General features: G+C 35.6%; 23 protein-coding genes. 18 read left to right on the forward strand and 5 right to left on the reverse strand.

Annotation, left to right across the window (positions count from 1 at the left end):
- The first annotated feature begins 59 nt into the window (after positions 1-59).
- From M1D60_RS00695 to M1D60_RS00735, 9 genes are all read left to right on the forward strand, one after another.
- Entirely contained in the window at positions 60-197 is a 138-nt protein-coding gene (locus tag M1D60_RS00695; protein ID WP_456277314.1) for a paeninodin family lasso peptide, read from the forward strand.
- 95 nt (positions 198-292) lie between these two features.
- Positions 293-1,207, forward strand: a complete 915-nt coding sequence (locus M1D60_RS00700) for an aldolase (RefSeq protein WP_456277315.1) — start codon at positions 293-295, stop codon at positions 1,205-1,207.
- 48 nt (positions 1,208-1,255) lie between these two features.
- A complete protein-coding gene (locus M1D60_RS00705; RefSeq protein ID WP_456277316.1) occupies positions 1,256-2,434 on the forward strand; it encodes a nucleotidyltransferase domain-containing protein in 1,179 nt (392 codons plus the stop codon).
- Positions 2,435-2,449: 15 nt separating this feature from the next.
- Complete coding sequence (locus M1D60_RS00710) at positions 2,450-4,252, forward strand: ABC transporter ATP-binding protein (RefSeq protein ID WP_456277317.1); 1,803 nt, start codon at positions 2,450-2,452, stop codon at positions 4,250-4,252.
- Between the two features lie 188 nt (positions 4,253-4,440).
- Positions 4,441-4,734, forward strand: a complete 294-nt coding sequence (locus M1D60_RS00715) for a lasso peptide biosynthesis PqqD family chaperone (protein WP_456277318.1) — start codon at positions 4,441-4,443, stop codon at positions 4,732-4,734.
- Between the two features lie 23 nt (positions 4,735-4,757).
- Entirely contained in the window at positions 4,758-5,198 is a 441-nt protein-coding gene (locus tag M1D60_RS00720; protein ID WP_456277319.1) for a lasso peptide biosynthesis B2 protein, read from the forward strand.
- Between the two features lie 71 nt (positions 5,199-5,269).
- Positions 5,270-5,467 (forward strand): hypothetical protein, encoded by a 198-nt coding sequence (locus tag M1D60_RS00725; protein WP_456277320.1) that lies wholly within the window; start codon positions 5,270-5,272, stop codon positions 5,465-5,467.
- A 458-nt stretch (positions 5,468-5,925) separates the two neighbouring features.
- Complete coding sequence (locus M1D60_RS00730) at positions 5,926-7,737, forward strand: ABC transporter ATP-binding protein (protein ID WP_456277321.1); 1,812 nt, start codon at positions 5,926-5,928, stop codon at positions 7,735-7,737.
- A gap of 83 nt (positions 7,738-7,820) precedes the next feature.
- Positions 7,821-9,557: an ABC transporter ATP-binding protein gene (locus tag M1D60_RS00735; protein WP_456277322.1), complete on the forward strand. Its 1,737-nt coding sequence runs from the start codon at positions 7,821-7,823 to the stop codon at positions 9,555-9,557.
- A 63-nt stretch (positions 9,558-9,620) separates the two neighbouring features.
- On the opposite strand, the gene M1D60_RS00740 is transcribed toward M1D60_RS00735, so the two are convergent.
- The 4 genes from M1D60_RS00740 to M1D60_RS00755 all read right to left on the reverse strand — a co-directional run bounded on the left by M1D60_RS00740 (position 9,621) and on the right by M1D60_RS00755 (position 12,215).
- Positions 9,621-10,625: a hypothetical protein gene (locus tag M1D60_RS00740; protein WP_456277323.1), complete on the reverse strand. Its 1,005-nt coding sequence runs from the start codon at positions 10,623-10,625 to the stop codon at positions 9,621-9,623.
- A 98-nt stretch (positions 10,626-10,723) separates the two neighbouring features.
- The gene (locus M1D60_RS00745) at positions 10,724-11,176 is read right to left on the reverse strand and encodes a signal peptidase I (protein WP_456277324.1); all 453 of its coding nucleotides are present in this window, start codon (positions 11,174-11,176) and stop codon (positions 10,724-10,726) included.
- Positions 11,166-11,432: a PqqD family protein gene (locus M1D60_RS00750; protein ID WP_456277325.1), complete on the reverse strand. Its 267-nt coding sequence runs from the start codon at positions 11,430-11,432 to the stop codon at positions 11,166-11,168. The genes M1D60_RS00745 and M1D60_RS00750 overlap by 11 nt, the downstream gene beginning before the upstream one ends.
- Complete coding sequence (locus M1D60_RS00755) at positions 11,433-12,215, reverse strand: hypothetical protein (protein ID WP_456277326.1); 783 nt, start codon at positions 12,213-12,215, stop codon at positions 11,433-11,435.
- Between the two features lie 231 nt (positions 12,216-12,446).
- Between M1D60_RS00755 and M1D60_RS00760 the strand changes: the two genes are divergently transcribed.
- The 5 genes from M1D60_RS00760 to M1D60_RS00780 all read left to right on the forward strand — a co-directional run bounded on the left by M1D60_RS00760 (position 12,447) and on the right by M1D60_RS00780 (position 16,039).
- Positions 12,447-13,550 (forward strand): nucleotidyltransferase family protein, encoded by a 1,104-nt coding sequence (locus M1D60_RS00760; protein ID WP_456277327.1) that lies wholly within the window; start codon positions 12,447-12,449, stop codon positions 13,548-13,550.
- A gap of 27 nt (positions 13,551-13,577) precedes the next feature.
- Complete coding sequence (locus M1D60_RS00765) at positions 13,578-14,039, forward strand: VanZ family protein (protein WP_456277328.1); 462 nt, start codon at positions 13,578-13,580, stop codon at positions 14,037-14,039.
- A gap of 83 nt (positions 14,040-14,122) precedes the next feature.
- The gene (locus tag M1D60_RS00770) at positions 14,123-14,422 is read left to right on the forward strand and encodes a DUF5658 family protein (protein WP_456277329.1); all 300 of its coding nucleotides are present in this window, start codon (positions 14,123-14,125) and stop codon (positions 14,420-14,422) included.
- A gap of 84 nt (positions 14,423-14,506) precedes the next feature.
- Positions 14,507-15,766: an MFS transporter gene (locus tag M1D60_RS00775; RefSeq protein ID WP_456279540.1), complete on the forward strand. Its 1,260-nt coding sequence runs from the start codon at positions 14,507-14,509 to the stop codon at positions 15,764-15,766.
- Between the two features lie 78 nt (positions 15,767-15,844).
- Positions 15,845-16,039: a hypothetical protein gene (locus M1D60_RS00780; RefSeq protein ID WP_456277330.1), complete on the forward strand. Its 195-nt coding sequence runs from the start codon at positions 15,845-15,847 to the stop codon at positions 16,037-16,039.
- Between the two features lie 6 nt (positions 16,040-16,045).
- Here M1D60_RS00780 and M1D60_RS00785 read toward each other — a convergent pair whose 3' ends face one another.
- On the reverse strand, positions 16,046-17,380 hold the full coding sequence (locus M1D60_RS00785; RefSeq protein WP_456277331.1) for a hemolysin family protein: 1,335 nt from the start codon (positions 17,378-17,380) through the stop codon (positions 16,046-16,048).
- Positions 17,381-17,764: 384 nt separating this feature from the next.
- Between M1D60_RS00785 and M1D60_RS00790 the strand changes: the two genes are divergently transcribed.
- The 4 genes from M1D60_RS00790 to M1D60_RS00805 all read left to right on the forward strand — a co-directional run bounded on the left by M1D60_RS00790 (position 17,765) and on the right by M1D60_RS00805 (position 22,498).
- Positions 17,765-18,211 (forward strand): ABC transporter substrate-binding protein, encoded by a 447-nt coding sequence (locus M1D60_RS00790; RefSeq protein WP_456277332.1) that lies wholly within the window; start codon positions 17,765-17,767, stop codon positions 18,209-18,211.
- A 147-nt stretch (positions 18,212-18,358) separates the two neighbouring features.
- Positions 18,359-19,324 (forward strand): ABC transporter substrate-binding protein, encoded by a 966-nt coding sequence (locus M1D60_RS00795; RefSeq protein WP_456277333.1) that lies wholly within the window; start codon positions 18,359-18,361, stop codon positions 19,322-19,324.
- Positions 19,325-19,713: 389 nt separating this feature from the next.
- On the forward strand, positions 19,714-20,706 hold the full coding sequence (locus M1D60_RS00800; RefSeq protein WP_456277334.1) for a Gfo/Idh/MocA family protein: 993 nt from the start codon (positions 19,714-19,716) through the stop codon (positions 20,704-20,706).
- Positions 20,707-20,782: 76 nt separating this feature from the next.
- Positions 20,783-22,498, forward strand: coding sequence for an ABC transporter ATP-binding protein (locus M1D60_RS00805; RefSeq protein WP_456277335.1), 1,716 nt, complete (start codon positions 20,783-20,785; stop codon positions 22,496-22,498).
- The last annotated feature ends 35 nt before the right edge of the window (positions 22,499-22,533 follow it).

The raw sequence follows: 22,533 nt of genomic DNA on the forward strand, positions 1-22,533 counted from the left end.
TATAACCTATTTCTTATAAAAGTTTTGACAATACGCTATTTTGAAGGGGGGTGAAAAATATGAAAATGGAATGGAAAAAGCCATCTCTAGAAGTATTAAATGTTAGTATGACTATGGCAGGTCCTGGTATTGCGAATCCAGATGCGGTTCAACCGGATCCGGATGCACATGAGCACGATGTCGTGAATTATAGTTAAGTTAATATATTAAACCGACTCTACTAATTAGAACAGCGGCCCTTATATTGAGATATAAGGGTTTTTTAAAAGTAAGTTTATATGGAGTGAAAAATATGAATATAACCTTAAAAAACAAGATAGTCTACAAGGCTTTTGGATTAATAATAGATAGTGAAATTCCACTACCTGAAGTAAACAATTATCAATCAGGGGAGTATTCTCCACAGGTTATCATAAGAGTTAGAGAATTAACAGAGAAATGGGATCGATTAGGTATAAAGGGGAACTTTAAAGGAAGGAAGAATTCGGTTATATTCAGAGTTCCAAATACAGCGATTTTTTTGATTGAAGAAGGAGAAAGAGTTATCGTTTCACCAATAAAGGGTTCAGATGAAGAAAAAATTCGACTATATATATTAGGAACATGCATGGGAGTTCTATTAATGCAAAGGGGTATTTTACCTTTACATGGTAGTGCAATTTCCATTATGGGTAAAGCCTATGCAATTGTCGGAGATTCTGGAGCTGGGAAATCCACTCTGGCTTCTGCCTTTATAAGTAGAGGAAATCAATTATTAAGTGATGATGTGATAGCTGTTTCTCTTTCCCAAGAAAGATCAATTGTTTATCCTTCTTTTCCCCAACAAAAGTTGTGGGAAAAAAGCCTTAATGAATTTGGAATGGACAAAGGAAAATATCGTCCACTTTTTGAAAGAGAGAATAAATTTGCTGTTCCTGTTGATAAAAACTTTTACTCTGAACCATTACAACTTGCTGGAATCTTTGAGTTAAATATAAATAATAAAAATGAAATATGTATAAGAGAGATTTCAAAACTCGAACAGCTATATAGATTGTATCTTCATACTTATCGACAATTTCTCATTAAAGAACAAGGATTAACCGATTGGCATTTTAATATAACATCACAATTGGCTAATAAGGTAGATTTCTATAAAATTGAAAGACCAAACGAGAGATTTACAGCAAATGAATTAGCTGATCTAATCCTTGAAAAGATTAAATGAAATGTAGGAAGTAATAGAAGGAATTAGATGGAAAGTTAGGTGTTATAATTGCAATCTAAGAATGTTCTTAAATTAGAGAAGGTATCGAAGGAGCTATTACTATTACTAGAGATAATAAGTAAGGAAGAAAAACTACTTATTAACATGAACGTAACTGAAGGGAATTATAATTGGAATCAATTTATTGATCTAGCATTTCACCATCGAATTTATTCTTATATTTATCCAAAGCTTAAAGCTGTTAATTGGATTCCTCAACAAGTGCTCAAGGCTCTGTCATCACAATATAAGAGAAATATATTATCTATGCTTCAACTATGTGGAGAAATGGATGTTGTTAATAATAGTTTTATAAAGAATGATATTCCTTTACTATTTTTGAAAGGTCCAGTCTTAGCTGATAGTTTATACGGTGATATTTCACTAAGAACATCATGTGATATTGATGCATTAATTCCAATTAATCAACTGGATAAGGCTGAGGCGATATTATTGGAGTTTGGTTATGTTAAGGATGACTATATTGAAACAGTTTTAGGCGATTGGAAATGGCGCCATCATCACATAACATTTTTCCATCCTCTTAAGAGAATAAAGTTAGAATTGCATTGGAGATTAAGTCCGGGTCCGGATTTCGAACCGAAATTCAAAGATCTATGGAATCGGAGGAGAGAAAGTTCCCTTAGGACCTCTTCCACGATTAACTTCTTAGGCAAAGAAGATCTTTTTATGTTCCTTATTACGCATGGAACCAGACATGGTTGGTCTAGGCTCCGCTGGCTTTTGGATATAAAAAAATTAGTTGAACTTGGTTTGAATGAAGGAAAACTAAAGCCTTTACTAAAGAAGTATCAGTCTAAACAATTAACCGGCCAAGCTTTAATCTTGGTATCAGAGCTTCTGGAAACGGTGATTCCTCATAAGCTACTCTCATTAATCAGCCAAAAGAAGTCCAGATTAAATGCTCAGCAAACTATTTTTTATTTGGAGCGGCAAGTGAATTTACATTCAGAGCCACTAGAAAAAGAGGTTTCAGATTATCATAAGAACTATTTACTTTCTATTAAAACGATAAAACAAAAACTACTCTTTAATCTAAGCTGCTTACATCCGTACCCTACTGACTTGAAAACCTTACCATTACCAAAAACATTTCATTTTCTTTACTTCCCTTTACGTCCTTTTTTATGGTATTTACGGATAAAGAGGAAGAATGCTCTAATATAAAGGGAGATTAGGTTCATGAAATATATATTATATTATATTAAAAAATTAAATAGTTCCTCGGGTAAGATTCTATATCTAAACTCAATAGGAATGGTGCTGCTTAGTCTATTGGAGGCAATTGGGATACTGCTGTTGATTCCATTAGTTAGTATTAGCGGTATACTTGATACAAGTGATATCATTCCCCAGTTTAAAAGTTTTTCATTGTTTTTTGAGTCAATACCAGAAACCGCAGGGTTATTAATTATATTATCAACTTACTTTTGTATTATAGTGGGACAAAATCTAGTACAACGTAATCTGACCATTAAGAATGTAAAGATTCATGAAGGGTTTAGTCGTAGTCTAAGAATTGAAATTTACAGTTCTTTATTAAAGGCTAATTGGTCCTTTTTTATTAAGAAAAAGAAGACTGACTTAGTCAACTTATTGACAACAGAATTAGCTAAAGTAATAGGAGGAGTTAAACTCTCACTTCAATTGTTTTCTAATATAGTATTTACAATAATTCAAGTTGGAATTGCCATTTGGGTATCACCAACTTTATCAATATTTGTACTTTTAAGTGGACTTATTCTTAGTTTTTTCTCAAAGAAGTTTATAAAAAAATCAAAGCAATTGGGAAAACAAACATCGATTCATGCTCAAAACTATTTAGGCGGTATAACTGAACAATTGAATGGAATTAAGGATATTAAGAGTAATACATTAGAAGAATCACACGTTTCTTGGCTACATTCTTTAACAGCAAGAATGAGTCAAGAACAGATAGATTATATTAAACTCCGTACAGGGTCACAACTATTTTATAAGGTTGCTTCAACATTTCTTATTGCTTTGTTTGTTTTCTTATCACTAAAATTATTTCAAGGTAAGCAGGAACAACTACTGCTCATTTTACTAATATTTTCACGTCTATGGCCAAGGTTTACGAGTATTCAATCAAATCTTGAACATTTGTCCATGTCCATTCCAGCTTTTAAGTTTATTTTCAATTTACAAAGAGAGTGTAATAAGGAAAGAGAATTTGAATTACCTTTGGATCAATATGAATTAGTAAGCCCGCAGCCAATTAAAATAGGTCTAGAAGGCCGAAATATAACATTTAGATACAACAAATCTGAACCAGTTTATTCTTTAAGAAATCTAAACTTTTTTATCCCGAGTAATCAGATGACTGCAATAGTAGGGCATTCTGGTGCTGGGAAAAGTACCTTAATAGATTTGTTAATGGGTCTAAACCGACCGGAATCAGGTGAAATTTTAATTGATGGTAAGAAAGTAAATGATGAGGATATACTTTCGTTAAGAAGATCAATAGGATATGTATCTCAGGATCCATTCTTGTTTAATACTAGTATTAGAGAGAACCTTCTACTGATTAAGCCAGATGCTAAAGAGGATCAATTATGGGAGGCACTAGAATTTGCTTCTGCAGCAGATTTTGTAAGAAAGCTATCTCAGGGTTTGGATACTATAATAGGAGATCGTGGAATAAGGTTATCAGGTGGAGAATGTCAACGTATAGTTTTGGCTAGAGCCATTCTAAGGAAGCCTACAATTTTAGTTTTAGATGAAGCTACCAGTTCACTGGATACGGAGAATGAAGTGAAGATTCAAGAAGCGATAGAACGGTTAAAAGGGAGAATGACAATCATTGTAATTGCCCATCGATTTTCAACAATAAGAAATGCAGAGCAAGTCATAGTATTAGAAAATGGTCAAATTATTCAGCATGGTAGCTTTAAACAACTAGCTTCTGAAACTAAAAGTAAGTTTAGTAAATTATTGAGTAGTCAAATGGAAGCAGTTAGATAATCATGTGGTTTTGTATTGACAGTGTTGAGAACTCATGATATTTTATTATTAGTTTATTCTCCATTGAGAACAAAGATGCATTGAAATTCTTACTCCTATTTTAAATATGGAGTTTATTATTTGAATTATTGTTCTTTTTAGTGAACAATAACATTTAATTATTTATATGGAAAAGAGGAGTGATAAAAATGCTGAAAATTGAATTTATTACATTAGAAGATGCAATTCAACAATCTGAAGGAAACCTTGTCAGTGACATGGATGGAGAAAAAGTAATGTTAAGTATTCAAAATGGAAAGTACTATAACTTGGGGGAAGTTGGTGGAGAGATTTGGGACTTGATCCAGACTCCTAAAAACATAAGTCAGTTGGTATCAAGTCTAACGGAGAAGTATGAAGTAGAAAAAACTGAGTGTGAGCAACATGTCCTTTCTTTTATACAACATCTTTATGAGGAAAACTTGATTAAAGTAAATGTATGAAAACTGATGAGTAGGCGATTAGAATGAGGATATTAAAGTTATTCCTATCTTTAGACCATAATATGAAATGTCTTTTATTTGAAGCGTACTTTAGTTTAGCTTGGGCTAGGGTGCTAAAAGCTCTTCCATTCTCTAAAATAACTCCTTTTCTAGGAGAGCAAATGAAAGAAACCAAGGAACAGATAGGCAGCCAAGAAATGAAAGTAATTCGACGTGTTTCACAGGCAATAGGTATTATGAGTGATTATACCTTTTGGGAAAGTAAATGTTTAGTGAGGGCAATTGCAGGGATGAAAATGTTAGAAAAACGAAATATAGATTGTACTCTTTATCTCGGGACAGCCAAAGAAAATGGAAGTATGAGTGCACATGCATGGTTAAGAAGCGGACCTTATTATGTAACAGGTGCAGATGTTATGAAGAGGTATTCTGTGGTGGCTAAGTTTGCGAAGGAAATAAAATGATATTTTCATTTTAGATAGAGAATAGATTATTTCGCTTGCTGAGTCGTTAAAAAAAGTAAGGAGGTGATAAAATGACAAACTTTCTTTATGAAGCACCCAAAGTGCTTTTACATCAAAAGTTACAATTCGAAACAGCACAAAGTTGGAATAAGGGAAGAGGTAATTTAAAGCATCCTGGGACTGGTAATGACGGTATAAATTATCCTAATCAACCATATACAGGTACTCGTAAAAGTAATGGTGGGGGTAATGGAAATGGGAAAAATTAATTATTTATTGACCTCAACTAATATTGAGATTTATTAAACTATAATCAAGATGTTTTTAGCGTGAATAATGAAGTTAATAGTGATCACTAAATTTGTTACGAACTCCTTGGACTGAGGGACGACAAGCAAAGTTGCAGGGTAAGGTTAAATAAGAAAGTATTTATAAACACCCTCCAACAGGAAGTAATAATTTACTTTTATTAATGAAAATGATAACTGTAACTTTATTCTATATAATGTCTCTTTATTAAGATAGGAGACATTATTTTTATATAACATTAGAAAGGCTTAATTACTATGGGATTGGATCCTATCGAGAGGAAACGAGTCTTTTAGAGTTACAATATAAGTTGAGAATCTTGAAGTAAACAGGTTACTAATATCAAGTACTTAAGGATTTTATTAGGAAATATTTGAAGAAAATAGATGGAATAGAAGTTGTCTTTAGAGGTGTATAGATGAAGGTAAAAGCACTTATACATAATATAGAAGTAAGCAAGTATATTTCATTAAGTGAAATCAAAAGGACATTTCTAACCTTATATCCTTATATTTACACGCACAGAAAAGCATATATGGGTATGTTTTTTATCATGTTCATTGATATTGGATTAGCAGTAGGTTATGCATGGTTTTTTGGAAACATTATGGATGCTGCAGTTGAAGCAGATTTTGATAGATTAAAATTTCTCTTAGTCGTAGGAATTAGTTTAACACTATTAAGTATAATAACTAACTATATTGATATCTACTTAGAAACAATTGCTATCAATGGAGTGAAGAGAGACTTAAATATTGACCTGTATAAAAAAGTGCTAATCCTATCAGGAAAAGATACATCAGAAATCCATTCTGGTGAAATGTTATCCTATTTTACAAATGATCTAGATTATGTGGATGGGTTAATAGGAAGAGGGCTATTAAATCTAGTAAGATTTCCTATTATATCAATAGCTGCTTTTATTTATTTAGTTAATATTAGTTGGAGTTTATCCCTCTTTAGTCTGATACTCTCCCCGATAGCAGTGGTTGGAGGAGCGGTGTTTGGTTTCTTGCTTCGAAATAATAATCGCAAGGTTCTTTCTTTAATAAGTAACATCAATAAAAATCTAAATGATACATTTAATGGATTACAGGTGATTCGTTCATTTACATTGGAAAAGATTTTTCATAATAAGTATTCAAGCTATCAACAGGAGCTTTATTTATTAGATTTAAAGGATGCTAAACTTCGTGGTTGGTTTTACACAGGTGGGGCAGCTGTCGGATCTATAACGTTCCTAACCAGTTTGGTTTTAGGAGCTTATTTTGTTTCAAATAGTGTAATAACTGTTGGTGCACTATTTACTTTCATCAATCTAGTCAATTATTTGGTTTCACCACTTACTGGTCTTGCAGGACAATGGGCCGGATATCAATACTCAGCAACTGCATTGGAGAGAATCATAGATTTGTTAGAGAAAAAAACTGAATATAGTGAACTTCCGTCCTATTCCCCATCAAAGCTTTCACCTATTTCCTCTATAAGAGTTAACAATATCACGTTTAGTTATGATGGACATAGTAATGTGTTTGAAAATCTACACTTTGAATTTCCGATTGGTAAGATGATTGCACTGGTTGGACCCAGTGGGGCTGGTAAATCGACTTTAGTAAATTTGCTTCAAGGTCTTTATTTACCTCAAAGTGGTTCAATATTATTAAATAATCAATCTATTTCTGATATGAAGGTATCCGAGCTAAGAAGTTCAATAGCTTATGTTCCTCAAGAGACATTTTTATTTAGTGGTACATTAAGAGAAAACTTAGAGTTAGCTAAACCCAATATATCGGAACTAGACATGATTCAGGCTTGTAAGGCAGCAAACATCCATGAGTTTATTCAATCATTACCAAAAGGGTATAATACTGAAATTGGCGAACGAGGTATTAGGCTTTCAGGCGGTCAGAAGCAGCGAGTAGCTATAGCAAGAGCTCTATTAAAAGATGCACCTATTTTATTATTGGATGAAGCTACTTCAGCATTGGACAATGAAACAGAATATAGGGTAAAAGAAGCTTTGAATTTGGTAGTGGAAGATAGAACGACAATTGTCATTGCACATCGATTATCAACAATACAGCAGGCTGACTTAATTGTTGTAATGGATGAAGGAAAGATCGTGCAATCAGGTACACATGACGAACTCATACATCGTCCAGGATTATATCAACAATTACATAGAAGTCTTTCTTATAATCAGGTTGAAGAAGAACTTCTAATTCTATAAGAGAAAAGTTGAGAAGAATTTTTTTCAATTCTAAAGGGATTTATTATTATTGTTTAACTTTGCACCATTTAGGAGGCAGTACAGTGAAAGAACTACTACACTACATAAAAAAGCTATATTCATATTCAGGGAAAATCCTATACATAAATCTAGCTGGTATGGTAGTTGTTAGCTTACTAGACGGGGTAGCAATTCTTTTTTTAATCCCTATGCTTAGTGTTAGTGGTATCCTTTCACTGTCTGAGGGTCCATCAACTTTATGGGGATTATCTAATGGGCTTACTTCGTTTCCTGTAATGATAGGGCTAACTATTATTCTAGGAGCATATCTCTTTTTAGTTCTATGTCAAAACTTCTTACAGCGGAGTATTACGATCCGGGATATTAAGCTTCAACAAGGATTTATGAATCAAATAAAGGAACAAGTATACCAGAATTTATTGGAAGTGAAATGGGAGTTTTATTTAAGGAATAGAAAGTCTTACATCATTAATACCATGACAAAAGATATTACTAGAGTAACGATGGGAATCAAGATGTTTATGCAGTTTTTGACTAACATTGTATTCACCCTTATGCAAATAGGACTTGCCTTTTGGATTTCCCCACAGATTTCTAGTTTAGTGGTGATTTGTGGGTTAGGACTGGCCTTTTTCTCATGGAGGTTTGTTAAACAATCCAAGGATTTGGGAAAAGAAAATATTCAGTTATCTCAAGAATATCTTGCAGGTATGTCAGATAATCTACATGCAATTAAAGATATAAAGACTAATTCATTAGAAGCATCCCGTATGTTTTGGCTTAAATCATTAAACAGTAAAATGCTCATGGAACAAGTGAATTTTACTAAAATACAGACTAATTCTCAGGTTATTTATAAATTTGTATTAGCTTTTATCCTTTCCGCTTTTATTCTATTAGCAGTAACCTTCGTTCAAACAAGGCCTGATCAGTTATTAATAGTAATTCTTATTTTTGGCCGGCTATGGCCTAGATTTGTAACCATTCAATTTAATCTTCAACAGCTAGCATTAATGTTGCCATCTTTTAAAATATTGTATGATCTCCAATCTGAAACAAGTAAGGCTAAGGAAATTAAAACTATTCCTACACAAGAATATATGGAGATTAATGAAAAGATAGAGTGTAAGAATGTCCATTTTAAATATAAAGGTAACCATCATTATGCACTTCAAGGTATTAGTCTTGAAATTCCTGCTAAATCAATGACGGCCGTTATAGGTGAGTCTGGGGCTGGAAAAAGTACATTGGTGGATTTATTAATGGGGTTGAATTTACCGGAGAGTGGTGCTGTCATAATCGATGGTATTCCATTAAAAGAGGAGAATTTATTATCCTATCGAAAACAAGTAGGTTATGTTCCACAAAACCCCTTTTTATTTCATACAAGTATTAAGGAAAACTTGTTAATTATGAATCCAGAAGCTACTGAATCTCAATTGTGGGAAGCTTTAGAAATCGCTTCAGCTGCGGAGTTTGTTAGAAGATTACCAGAGGGCCTTGGGACAGAAATTGGAGACCAAGGGATACGATTATCTGGTGGGGAAAGACAACGTCTTGTTCTTGCAAGAACTCTATTAAGAAAGCCGGCTCTTTTAGTGTTAGATGAGCCGACGAGTGCATTAGATCCAGAAAATGATGAAAAAATACAGCGTGCTTTGCAGAAATTAAAGCAGTCCATGACTATTATCATTATTGCTCACCGAATGTCTACGATTCGTCATGCAGACCAAATTATTGAATTAGAAAAGGGACAAATATTGGTGAATAATATACAAAATGTAAAGAGTATTGGTTAAGGTAAATCAAGCTAAACAGCACCCTCCAGGAATACTGGAGGGTGCTGTTTGTATTTCAGAATCTTATTGATTTCCTTCACTCGTGTTATCTTCATTACTTTCTGTAGGGAGATCAGTAGCAGGATTTTCAATTCCATCATCGGAATTCTCAGTCTTAGGTAAATTACTAGTTCCACCATCTTGACTATTTTCATTCTCAGTTTCTTGTTCATCATCAAATCCAGTATCAGTTGTAGTTGCCTCTTTAAAACTACCATCTGAGCTATCCTCATTGTGATCAGGTTCATTGCAGCTACCTAAGATAGTTTCATTAGAAGTATTAGTACTAGGAATCATCCCGTTTGTATGTTCATTTTCTATGGTAGTACCATTTGTTCCCCAACCATTTTCAATACTATCTCCAGTGGTAGAGTCTTTACCCCAACCTTCCTCAATGCTATTGTGTTTAACCTCATTAGCTACGATGTCAGTTTCTTCTGTTTTATCAACGCCCCAGTTAGTTAAGGAATCATTTCCATCATTAGCGATTTCTTCAGTTACAGAAGCAGCAGAACCGTTGTCGGAAGTAGTGTCAGTCTCGGCAGCAGCAGCAGTACTGTTTTCAGAAGTAATGTCAGTTTCGGCAGAAGTGGCATTACTGTTGTCGGAAATAGTGTCAGTTACAGCAGAAGTAGCGGAACTGTTGTCGGAAGTAGTGTCAGTTACAGCAGAAGCAGCAGAACTGTTGTCAGAAGCAGTGTCAGTTTCGGCAGAAGTGGCAGTACTGTTGTCAGAAGCAGAGTCAGTTACAGTAGTATCGGTAGAACTGTTCTCAGAAGTAGTATCATTCCCACTATCTGTGTTTGCGCTGCTGTCAGAAGTAATGTCAGGATCAGACACTGTGTTGTTATCTACATTAGAACCTGCATCATTAGGTACAGTAGTGTCATTGTTATTAATAGAGTCACCATCATTATTAAGATTAGTATCCACGACGTCTTCATTAAATCTTTCAGATATTGGACTGTAAGTGTAATCACTAATTAGTTCGCTCGATAAGCAATCAGTTTCCATGCTACCACTTATCATCGTCTCAAATTTCAGTGGCTGATGGCTAATGACTATTGGGGCAGTATAAGTGGATTTAGTCACAATGAATCTTCCTCTCCTTTATCAAACATAAATATTTATGTACTAGAGTTTGCTTTATTTAGATAGTATCTAAGAACTCCGGAAGTTTGGGGGATTAATAGTAAGACACATTTCCATAAGTTATTTATAAAGTTATTTTGGCTTATTTTAAGCCATTTTTTATTAATGATTTCTAATCTACCAATAATCTGCTTTCTCTCAATTGGTTCATCAGGTGCAAGATTAGTATCACCTTTGAATATGTATTTTGTTTCGTCATCGATTACTGTTTTAGTTAAAAAACGGTGAGAAACCAGTGTTCCAGTACTTGATTGAAAAAGGACAATATCACCTTTTTTTATCACGTCAATATTTACATTTGAAAACTTGCAAATATCACCTTCCCGTATTAGCGGAAACATACTTGTACCATGAGCAGGTAATTCAATCCACCCTGTGTTGTTTATTTCTTTTTGTAGTACCTGTAGGATATGAGAATCAATTTGCATGTTTCACAAGTCCTATTTTTATCATTTCATCTAAGAATCCTTCGATATCGATGTTTATGGACTTTGAGGGTAAAGTAAAGTTTTTGGTGATTTCCTGAACAATCGAATCGAGCGTAATCGGTCTATTTAATAAATTCCAGCAAAAACCCCCGATTTCATTCAGAGTTGTTACTGTATAGCTAGTTGTATCTAAAAGAATCCATTCGTCTTCTATTTGAGTGGTATCCAATTCACGGCTTCTTACATAACTTTTCATTTATGAAATCAACTCCCAAAATGTTGGATCTTTTTTAAACATTAAATCATAAGTTGGAACTTGCATAACTACTGTCTGGAGAAGGTGCATAATGCTCCTGTATTCATCATCTTTATATGGCCAATAGAACACTTTGTCTATTAACTTAATCAATCCATTAGACTTTTTTAGTGTTGTTCTCTTGGTGTATAGGGATTGATGCAAAAACTGAATGGATGATAACGGAACAGGATCCATAGGTTTTTTCATATTTATTTCACTACGAAACGGAGACGGGAAAACCGTGATTCCATCGCTTGACACCTTAATAATCGTAGCTTCATCTGAAAGCAAATCTCGAGGATAGGATAGTTTTGCAGCAGTTGATTTTCCTGCTCCTGAAGCACCAGCAAAAATATGAGCGATTCCTTTATCAATTACACAAGAAGAGTGAATCAACAATCCCCAATTATGATGTAGGATGAAAGAGCTATATAAGTTTAATAGGGCGTGCTTTAAAGCAAGTTCATCATAAACGTTTATTCTGGCTGTGCTATAACTAGGGTCTACTACAATTTGATAATCAGCTCTTGTAAAGCTAATAGAATTAGCATCGTTGGAAACAACCACATTATAATTCACAAAAGGAACACCAAATCCTTTCTCAACATGGATTATGATAGCCGGATCTGCAGATGACTCTTCATGTGTTTGGTAATTTCGACTGAAAAAGGAAAGTGTACTCTTAGATTTAGACTTAATTAGGAAATGATGTTCTCCGATTAGTAAATTTAAATTAAACATTTTTGTTCTCCTTATTAATAAGAATGTTCCTAATTGCGAACGGGCAAGGGTGAAAATAAAGAAACTAGAGTATACAGTTATAATTATTATATAAAAAAAATTGTTCTTAATAAAGAAGTTGTTTTCGACAATTTATGCTGTTTGAATAATTAAAACTTATAAAATTTTGCATTGTGATTTTAGTAAGTTTATAGTATTGTTCATTATAAAGAACTGGTAAGGAGGAGAGATATGTTAGATACATTCATTAGTGAACTATATGATCCATCAGAAGTATTACCAAAACAAGCAGAATATTATCAAAGGTTGCTCAATGAAATAGATCAGCATGGAATTTCCTCTCAAATTTATAATGTATTACATAGACAAGGAAGATTAAATCAGACTCCCGTTTTTTTTCAGGAATACCTACATAAAGAGTATAAGGAAACACTATACTTGAATTTATTTATAAAGAACCAACTTAAAATGATTCTGTCAGCCTTCGAAGAAAAGTCTATTGAAGTTATCCCAATAAAGGGTATTGGGTTTGCAGAGCACTATTTTGGTCACATTGGAGCAAGAGGTACTTCTGATATTGATATTTTAATTAATAGAGAAGATTTAGTTTCAGCTATTGAATGTGTTAAATCGCTAGGGTTTATTTTATTAGATGAACAAATACCTTTCCATTTTCACGTTAGTTTGAGTAAGAACATTCCTGGTTCACCACTGCCTTTAAATGTAGAAATTCATTGGAATATTGTAAAGGATCAAACCTCAAGCTTTGAAATCTCTGAGTTCTGGAAGCGTTCTTCAAACATGGAAGGGTATGAGTATGTGAAAAAACTGTCTGATTATCATACTTTCTATCTGATTTGTCTACATGGCTGGAGACACAATTTAGACTCTGCCAAATACTATATAGACTTAATACAATTGATTATGTATGTAAAAGACATTGATTATAAGCTTTTACTAGAGGATGCTAGGAGACATAAAACATATAGAAGAATGATTAGAACATTGAGCATACTTTATAAAGAGTTTCCTTTTCTACATAAGGTGATTCGATTTCCTTATGCCAAAGACAAAAATTACATCACAACCTTCAATAACCAAGATGCTAGTAAATTAGAGGTTTATAAAGACTTTATTGCCTTTCAATTTTTAAGCTATGATTCATTTCGGCATATCTTTCTTGAATTTGGTAATTGGTGTATTCCAACTAGAAAGGAAATCTTAGTTGAATTAAAAAAGCATAAAGCTGAGGAATCATATTTTGCGGATATAAAAAGCTTATATACCCATAGGATTTCAAGTATAGTTAAAGCATTATTTGTTAAAACTCAATAAGGTTATCTCATTGAAAGTAGGAATTACATGAATAAATATATTTTGAGATTTATTCTATTGCTTGTACCGATTGTATATATGGCTTTTATTTGGTATCAATCAGCAAAATTTAACCCAAGTTTATATGAACACTATTGGACTAACTCCTATATATTCCTAATTTTCGGCGCCACCCTAGAACTAGCCCATCTAATCGAGTTTGGAATACTGTATTTTTTAATCATTATTGCTTTTTTATCATTTGGAAGGCTTACAACGAAGAAAGAAATTTTTGCATTGGTTGTGTCATTGGTATTTGCAGCTTCAGATGAAATTCACCAATATTTCGTACCGTATCGCTCATTTTCTATATTTGATATGGTTAAAAACACAATTGGTGTGTGGGTAGTGTGGTTTCTAATTAGGAGACGTTATTATAGTCAAAAGCCATCAAGGATTGGTAACTTTTTACGCGGTATTACTAAAGATAAATCGAATATAAATTTATAAAGGCCTGCCTGTAGGGGTCTTTAATTTTAACAAGGTGTTCTTTAATGAGAACAAAATGTAAAATTGAGAGGAGATTTCCTTAAATGAAACGAACATTTCACTACCTAGCCATACTAAATTTACTAGACGGACTTCTCTCTTTTTTCGGCCTTCAATTATCCGTTATGGAAGAGGCTAATCCGATTATGAATGAACTGTACACGATCCACCCGATTTTATTTTTAACAGTAAAAGTATCCTTCTCCATCATTTTATACCTTTTTATCATCTTAAATAAAATTCCAAATAAAATCTGGTTCAAATACCTAACCTATCTAGCCACCACTCTTTATACAGTAACTCTCTTCCTCCACGCAACCTGGATCTATCATGCATTTGCTTAAAATCCTCTTTACATTTTATTAACTTGACTTCCAATTAATTTCCAATGATAATTCTCCTAGGAAAGGTGGAGATGATCCGTGGAAATGGTCCAAAATCAAGGCGCACCCATACTGCCAGGGAAGCCTGCTAGTATATTTGCGAATCGAATTGTTCTTGCTATCATGGCTTCGAACTTCTTGCTTCAACTTGGAATTTGGATAAGGAATTTTGCTATTCTTTTGTATGTCACAGATATCACAAACAATGATCCTCTTTATGTTTCATTAATCTCGGTTGCGGAGTTTGCACCGATTTTTCTCTTTTCGTTTATTGGAGGAACTTTTGCTGATCGGTGGAAGCCGAAGTTGACGATGGTGTGGTGTGATTTTCTTTCAGCTGTCTCAATCTTTGTTGTGTTATTTGCGTTGATGTATGGGTCATGGTACGCCATCTTCTTTGCGACGTTAGTGTCGGCGATTCTTTCACAGTTTTCGATGCCTTCTGCAATGAGACTATTTAAGCAGCATGTTCCGACTGAACAGCTACAGGGTGTGATGGCGATGTTCCAATCATTAATGGCCATTTTCATGGTAGTGGGTCCGTTAATTGGAACGTTTGTTTATCAGAAGTATGGAATTTTTACATCCATCGGCGTGATGGGTGCAATGTTTGTACTTTCAGCAGTAGTGCTGTTATTTTTACCACGTGATCTTGAAAAGGAAAAAAGTGATGAGCCGAGTAATTTTAAGAAAGAATTAATAGATGGTTTTAAGTATGTGATGTCTAAAAAGGTGTTAAAGGTCATGGGGGGAGTATTTGCAGTCTGTGGTATAGCAGTTGGATTGATTCAGCCTTTGATGATTTTCGTTACAATTGAGAATCTTGGGATGTCTAAGGATTTCTTACAATGGTTGTTGATGGCTAACGGGGCGGGAATGCTTGTCGGTGGTGGAATTGTGATGGTGATTGCGAAGAAAGTAAAGCCGCAGGCACTATTAACCATTGGGATTTTGGCCAGTATGATTAGTACAATCGGAATAGGTTGGTCTACGCTAATACCACTCACCATTCTCTTACAAGTGTTTAACGGATTATTCTTCCCTTGTATTCATATTGGAATCAACACGTTAATTTTGAGTAATACGGACGATGCGTTTGTTGGTCGTGTAAATGGAGTGCTCAATCCGATGTTCATGGGAATGATGGTTGTTGGAATGTCCGCTTCCGGTGTTTTGAAAATACCGTTAACTTTATCTGGAGTTTATCTGTTTTCTGGTGTTTTGTTTTTAATAGGGTCGTTATTGATTCTACCTCTTTTAAAAATGAAAAGTGAAGAGAATGTGAGTAATAGCTTAGGGAATTAAAGGATGAAACTCAAATGAGTTCATCCTTTTTTCATTTTTCATGATAAAATATAGTGAACAAAGATTAGGAGAGACTTTATGAAACCAATTCCACAAGATCAATTATATTTATTTACTTCTATTTGTTTTGCATTTGGTAGTGTAGCATTTCTCGTTTCTGGCATTCTAGGAGGGTTTAAACCTTTAAATATGTTGCTACCTCTGCTTTTTGCAATTAATGCATTTTTATTTTTTACGATTCATAGGGTTAATAAGAATAAACAGAAGGGTTAAGAGTAATTACTCCATTCCCTTTTCTGTTTCCTCTTCCTCTTTTATACTAACTTCCACACTAATAATCCGTTTTTCATTTACTTCCTTCACTGTAAATAAAAAATTCTTATACTCTATAACAGGCTGTTCACCATTTGCTGGTATATATCCCAGTTGACCAATTAAAAATCCGCTTAAAATATCATAATCGTCAGTTGGAAATTCTGTTTTTAATAGGTCTTCTACTATATAGAGATTAGTGGTACCTGGCATGATATAGGTACCGTCCTCATTCTGAAGAATCGCTTCTTCATCCATATCAGGTTCGTCGTACTCATCAAAAATATTCCCTACAATTTCCTCGAGGACATCCTCGATCGTCACAATTCCATCTGTGCCCCCGTATTCATCGATCGCAATAGCCATATGGATATTATGCTTTTGCATATCCCGAAAGAGAATATCAATCGGTTTTGACTCAAGAACGAAAAAGGGATCTCGAATCAGTTCTCTCATATTAAAATTGGCTTCCTCACAATTCTCTACAAATTGAATGAGATCTTTTCCGTGTAGGATTCCAACTATGCGATCGATACTATCCTCATAGACAGGGAAGCGAGTGTATTTTTCGATATTAACGAAACGGACGGTTTCTAATAATGTTGCATCAATAGGTAATGCAATGATATTGGTTCGGTGTGTCATGATATCTGAGACGGTTTTATTATCAAATTCAAAAATATTATTGATCATGACCTTTTCAGCTTCTTGAATCGTACCATTCTCTTTTCCAACATCAATCATCATACGGATTTCTTCTTCCGTTACATTCTCTTCCTGAGCATTTGGGTCAACCCCGAACAGACGAACGATTAAATTAGTGGAGATGGTCAGTAATTTAACAAAAGGTGCGGATGCCTTTAGTAAAAAGGAAAGAGGAGCTACCGCAAATTTTGAGATTGCTTCCGCTTTTTGTAAAGCTAGCCGTTTTGGGACAAGTTCCCCAAAGACAAGCGTAAAATAGGAAAGCAATAAGGTAATCACAACTACGGAGATGGTATCAAGAAGCCTTGGATTAAGTGGAACCCCTAAGTTAATAAGAAGCCCTGTTAGTTGACCAGCAAATGTTTCCGCTGCAAAGGCACTAGCTAAGAAACCAGCCAGAGTAATTCCTATTTGAATCGTTGCAAGAAAGCGACTTGGTTCTGAGAGGAGATTTTCTAGCATGATTGCTTGTTTATCTCCGTTTTCAGCCTGGGCTTTTATTTTATTATCATTTAATGAAATAAGCGCAATTTCCGATGCAGCGAAAAAGGCGTTTACGATAATTAAAATGACTAGAATGAATACTTCGATTCCCATAAAATCCACCTCCAGTAAAACAAAGCAATTTGAAAAGTATGGCTGTGTTAAAGTACACGGTTGAGTTTAGCAGAGTTGATTGAAGTGGAAGGATGCGAGACTCCTGCGGGAGAAGCGTGGTGAAGGAGACCCCACAGGCGTGAAGCGCCGAGGAGGCTCCCGAACCCGCCCGCGGAAAGCGAGTGTCCTGGAACGAAAATCAACAACAAACATTAACAGAGCCGAAAAAATAAAAAGCAGTTCTTCCGTATTTTTCATTAACAGCTAGGTTATTATGCATTCCATAAATTGTTGTAAATTCATCCTAACGATGGATATCCTCATTAAGACTCGAGTATATATGAGTATCTTTAAAAAAGGAGCTGTTATATGAGGGGCAATGGAATGATTTATGTAGTGGATCCTTCGCCGTTAAATTGGCTTTATGTATTGTTTAATACAATGGAAGAGGCAGTTCGAGCAGATCGTGTAGGTCGAATTGTTCCTTCACTTGCTTCTAAGTGGAAGTGGTTGGATGAACAAACATTAGAGCTAGATCTTAGAGAGGGTGTCATTTTTCATAATGGTCAGCCGTTTACCATAAAAGATGTGATCCGAAACTTTGAACAGGCGGAGCCATGGATTGCACCTCATCCTCCAGGGACATGGTTGAATTTGCCGAAGAAGAGAAAGCTAGAAATCATTAATGAATATAAAGTCAGAATTCACTTTCCAAAGCCTGATGGACTAGCGTTAGGCAAGTTACGTGGTTATCATTTTGCCAATAAGCTGTTTTGGCAGGAACTCGGTTTTGGTTATAAGACACTCGGTACGGCAGAGGGACATTGGTGAGTACTGGATGCTTCTGGCCCGTGGGGCACGGGTCCATTTGTTTTATCAGACGGATATTCTTCCATTCAAAATGTGCAGGCTGTTATCAATGAAGAGCCGTTCTCTTCCACATGGATTACCACAGAGGAGGTAAGAGCTCCTTATGTAGTGTTGGATGCCAATCCTTATTATTGGAATCAAAAGCGGGGACCAAGACTGGATCGCGTTGTGTTTCGTAATGATGTAGCACCAGATGAAGCCTTACATTTATGTGTGACAACAGAGGGGCAGGTTGATCTTGTAACAGGGGTTAAACCTATTGATGCACCTAAGGTTTTAGCTTCTAGGCATGCTAATTTAGTCAATGTGAACGGGAACAAGGTGTTAACAGGACTCTTTAATCGTTTTAGGCAGGATGTCGACTATGATGATAAACGAATTCGGCTAGCGTTTAACCTAGCAGTCGATCGAGGGAGACTTGTCCAAGAAGGATTCCTTGGATATGCAGACGTAGTTCCGGCACTGACACCACCATGGGCACTCGATTTTCCAGAAGATCTAAAGCCAAGAACATACCAACCAACTGAAGCTAGAAGACTTTTAATAGAGGCGGGTTGGCCTCAAGAAAAAACCTTTGAAATAGCTACATTTAAGGAGTTTGAACAACCAGCTTTAGCATTAGCAGAGCAACTAAGGGAATCCTTACAAATGAGTATACAGGTCACCATTTGTCCTATTGAAGATGAGGTGAAGTGGAAGAGGCTAGTTGCAGAGAAAAGGCTAACACCAAGTTGGGATCTACTCCTTGCCAGTGCGGAGTCACTATTTTTGGAAGCCACACCTGCATTCTTTCATCGTGAATTTTTTGGAGCAGATGGAGCTTTACGAACAGGGCCAATTATCCCTAAACTTGAAGCATTGTTTAAGAAATTTTCAGCTCAGGTAAATCCACTGAAGTTGAAAGAAGCTGCCAAAGAAATCGATCGATATGTATATAAGGAAGCACTGGGGTTGTTCTTATGTAGTCCACAGGACTTATATGCCGTGAATAAACAAGTGTTGTTTAGACCATATCGGACTTCACTAGAATTTGCCGAGACAGAGGTAAGCCCATTGCATTGGTCGAGGAGGTAAGATGAGAGTAGCTGAATTTTGGCTACTCATTTTTTAGTTTTTTAATTAGAAAAAAACCTTTAAATATGCACTGTTGATTGAAACGGAAGGTGCTTGACTCCTGCGGGAGATCGAGGGAAGTGTGAGACCCCACAGGCGAAGCTTGTCTAGTTGCAGTGCCCAGCTCCTCGAGGTCAAATAACCCTCTAGAAGGAACATTTGCTTGTCGGAGCTAACGGTGCACTTCCACTTTTCGATTGAGGAGGCTCACATCCCTCCCCGCGGAAGCAAGTGCCTGGAGTGAAAATCAACACCATGTTAAAAAGGAATGCCGTTTGTAACCAAACTTTGTCAGTTTTTACAAATTCATATATGATAAAAGATAGAAAAATCAGAAAGGGAGTGCCTCTATGATTAATTGGGGGATTTTAAGCACGGCAAATATCGCACAAAAAGCAGTTATTCCAGCATTAAAAAATGCAACAAATGCAAATGTATACGGAATTGGAAGTAGTAATGATAAAGTCCATGGAGTAGCAAAGGAATTTGATATCCCAAATGTTTTTTCAAGCTACGATGCACTGTTAGATGATCCTAATATTCAAGCAGTCTATATTCCACTACCAAATAAACTACATAAAGAATGGGTAATTAAAGCGGCAAGTAAAGGTAAGCATGTTCTTTGTGAAAAGCCAGCAGCCTTAACGAGTCAGGATGTGCAGGAGATGGTGGATGCGTGTGAGCAAAATAATGTTTTGTTCATGGAAGCTTTTATGTATCAATTTCAACCTCTGCATGCGAGAGTGAAAGAGATTATTGAGAGTGGTGAAATTGGAGAGGTTAAGCATTTTCAATCAACCTTCACCTTCAAATTGAATCTTGAGGATAGCGATAATATTCGATTAAATGCGGAGCTAGGTGGAGGTAGTGTCTGGGATGTAGGTTGTTATTGCATTCATTCTGCAAGGCTAATTCTTGGTCAAGAGCCAACTGAGGTATATGTGAATGCGAATATTCATCCTACCTATCAAGTTGATACTAGTGCGACAGGAATTTTAACGTTTCCTAATAATATGACCGCAAGTATTTATTCTGGCTTTGAACAGCCGATGAATGATCCTTATGCAGTGGAAGGAACGAAAGGGAGAATTTCTGTTCCGATGGCCTTTAGACCAGATCGTCGTGAGGATGGTTTAGGGGAAATCATCGTAACAACTGAAAACGGAGAAACAAGAAGTGAGACCTTTAGTGGTAATCAGTATGTGTTGATGGTCGAGCATTTTTCGAATGCTATTTTAACAGGTGGAAAGCCTTCTTATACAGGGCAGCAAACAATCAATAATATTAGAACGATTGAGGCTTGCTATGAGTCCATGCGTTCTGGGAAAACTGTCCAGTTATAAGTCCTTGTATAACCGTCAGATTAGAAATATAATTCCAATATAGAAAAAGTAGTAGTACAGACGGGGGAACAGCTAGATGATTCGGCGATTTTTTACTTATTATTTACCGCACAAGAAGTTATTTGTGCTAGATTTTAGTTGTGCAGTGTTTGTAGCCCTTTTGGAGCTTGGGTTTCCATTAGCGGTTCAGTGGTTTATTGATTCGTTACTCCCTACTCAAAACTGGTCAGCGATTGTTTGGGTGAGTATTGGACTTTTTGTTTTATACATGACGAGTACATTTGCTCAATTTGTAGTGAACTATTGGGGACATATGCTTGGTATTAATATTGAAACAGATATGCGTCAGCAGCTGTTTCAACATGTGCAGAAGCAGTCATTCCGATTCTTTGACAATACGAAGACCGGTCATATTATGAGTCGTATTACAAACGATCTATTTGACTTAGGAGAGCTTGCTCACCATGGTCCTGAGGATGTATTTATTGCAATTATGACGTTCTTAGGTGCATTTTGGATTATGCTTACGATTAATGTAAAGCTAGCGTTTGTATCGATTATCGTCATGCCATTTTTAATACTTCTGATTGTTTTTTGTAACTTAAAGATGAATAAGGCATGGAAGAGAATGTATGGTGATATTGCAGATGTCAACGCACGAGTGGAAGATAGTGTGTCTGGTGTGCGCGTTGTGCAATCTTTTACAAATGAAAAGTTTGAAAACGCAAGGTTCACTAAAAATAACCAGAGATTTCGTCAAGCAAAGTTAAATGCTTATAAAATTATGTCGTTTAGCTCCTCTGGTGTTTACATGCTCACTCGTTTTATTATTCTAATCGTGTTAGTGTATGGTGCTTGGTTAAGCTTTACTGGGGAATTAACGTATGGAGAATTAGTAGCTTTCGTTCTATTTATAAACGTGCTTCTACGTCCAATCGATAAAATTAGTGCCTTAATGGAGCTTTATCCAAAAGGAATGGCAGGCTTTAAACGTTTTACCGAGCTAATTGATATGGAGCCTGAGGTGGAGGATGCAAAGGATGCAGTTGAAGTACCCAACCTTCGTGGGGACATTAGGTTTAACGATGTAAGCTTCCGTTATGATGAACATAAGACCGTGCTTGAACATATTAATCTAAATATTAGAGCGGGAGAAACGGTTGCATTCGTTGGACCCTCTGGTGCTGGGAAAACAACGATTTGTTCATTGATTCCTCGTTTTTATGATGTAAATGAAGGGTCGATAACAATTGATCAGATGGATATTAGAAAAATGACGAAGCATTCGTTACGCTCTCAAATCGGAATTGTTCAGCAGGATGTTTTCCTTTTCACAGGGACGCTTCGTGAAAACATTGCATACGGAATGCTAGGTGCAACAGATGCACAAATTGCGGATGCGGCTAGACGAGCACATTTAGAGGACTTTATAAACTCTTTACCATTTGGATATGATACCCAAATTGGAGAGCGTGGACTTAAACTGTCTGGTGGTCAAAAGCAACGTATTGCGATTGCTAGAATGTTCCTGAAGAATCCACCGATTTTAATACTAGACGAAGCTACATCAGCACTAGATACAGAAACAGAAATGATTATTCAGCAGGCATTAGCAGAGCTTGCGAAGGATCGAACAACTCTAGTGATTGCTCACCGACTTGCAACGATTCGTAACGCTGACAAAATTGTTGTGGTTACAGAGGATGGAATTGCTGAAGAAGGTAGTCATGATGAACTGTTAACTAAAGGTGGCATTTTTGCGAATTTACATCGTGTACAGTTTTCGAAATAATGTAGAACCCTTAGTCATATATTGGCTAAGGGTTT

Source organism: Bacillus sp. AK128 (assembly GCF_053903075.1).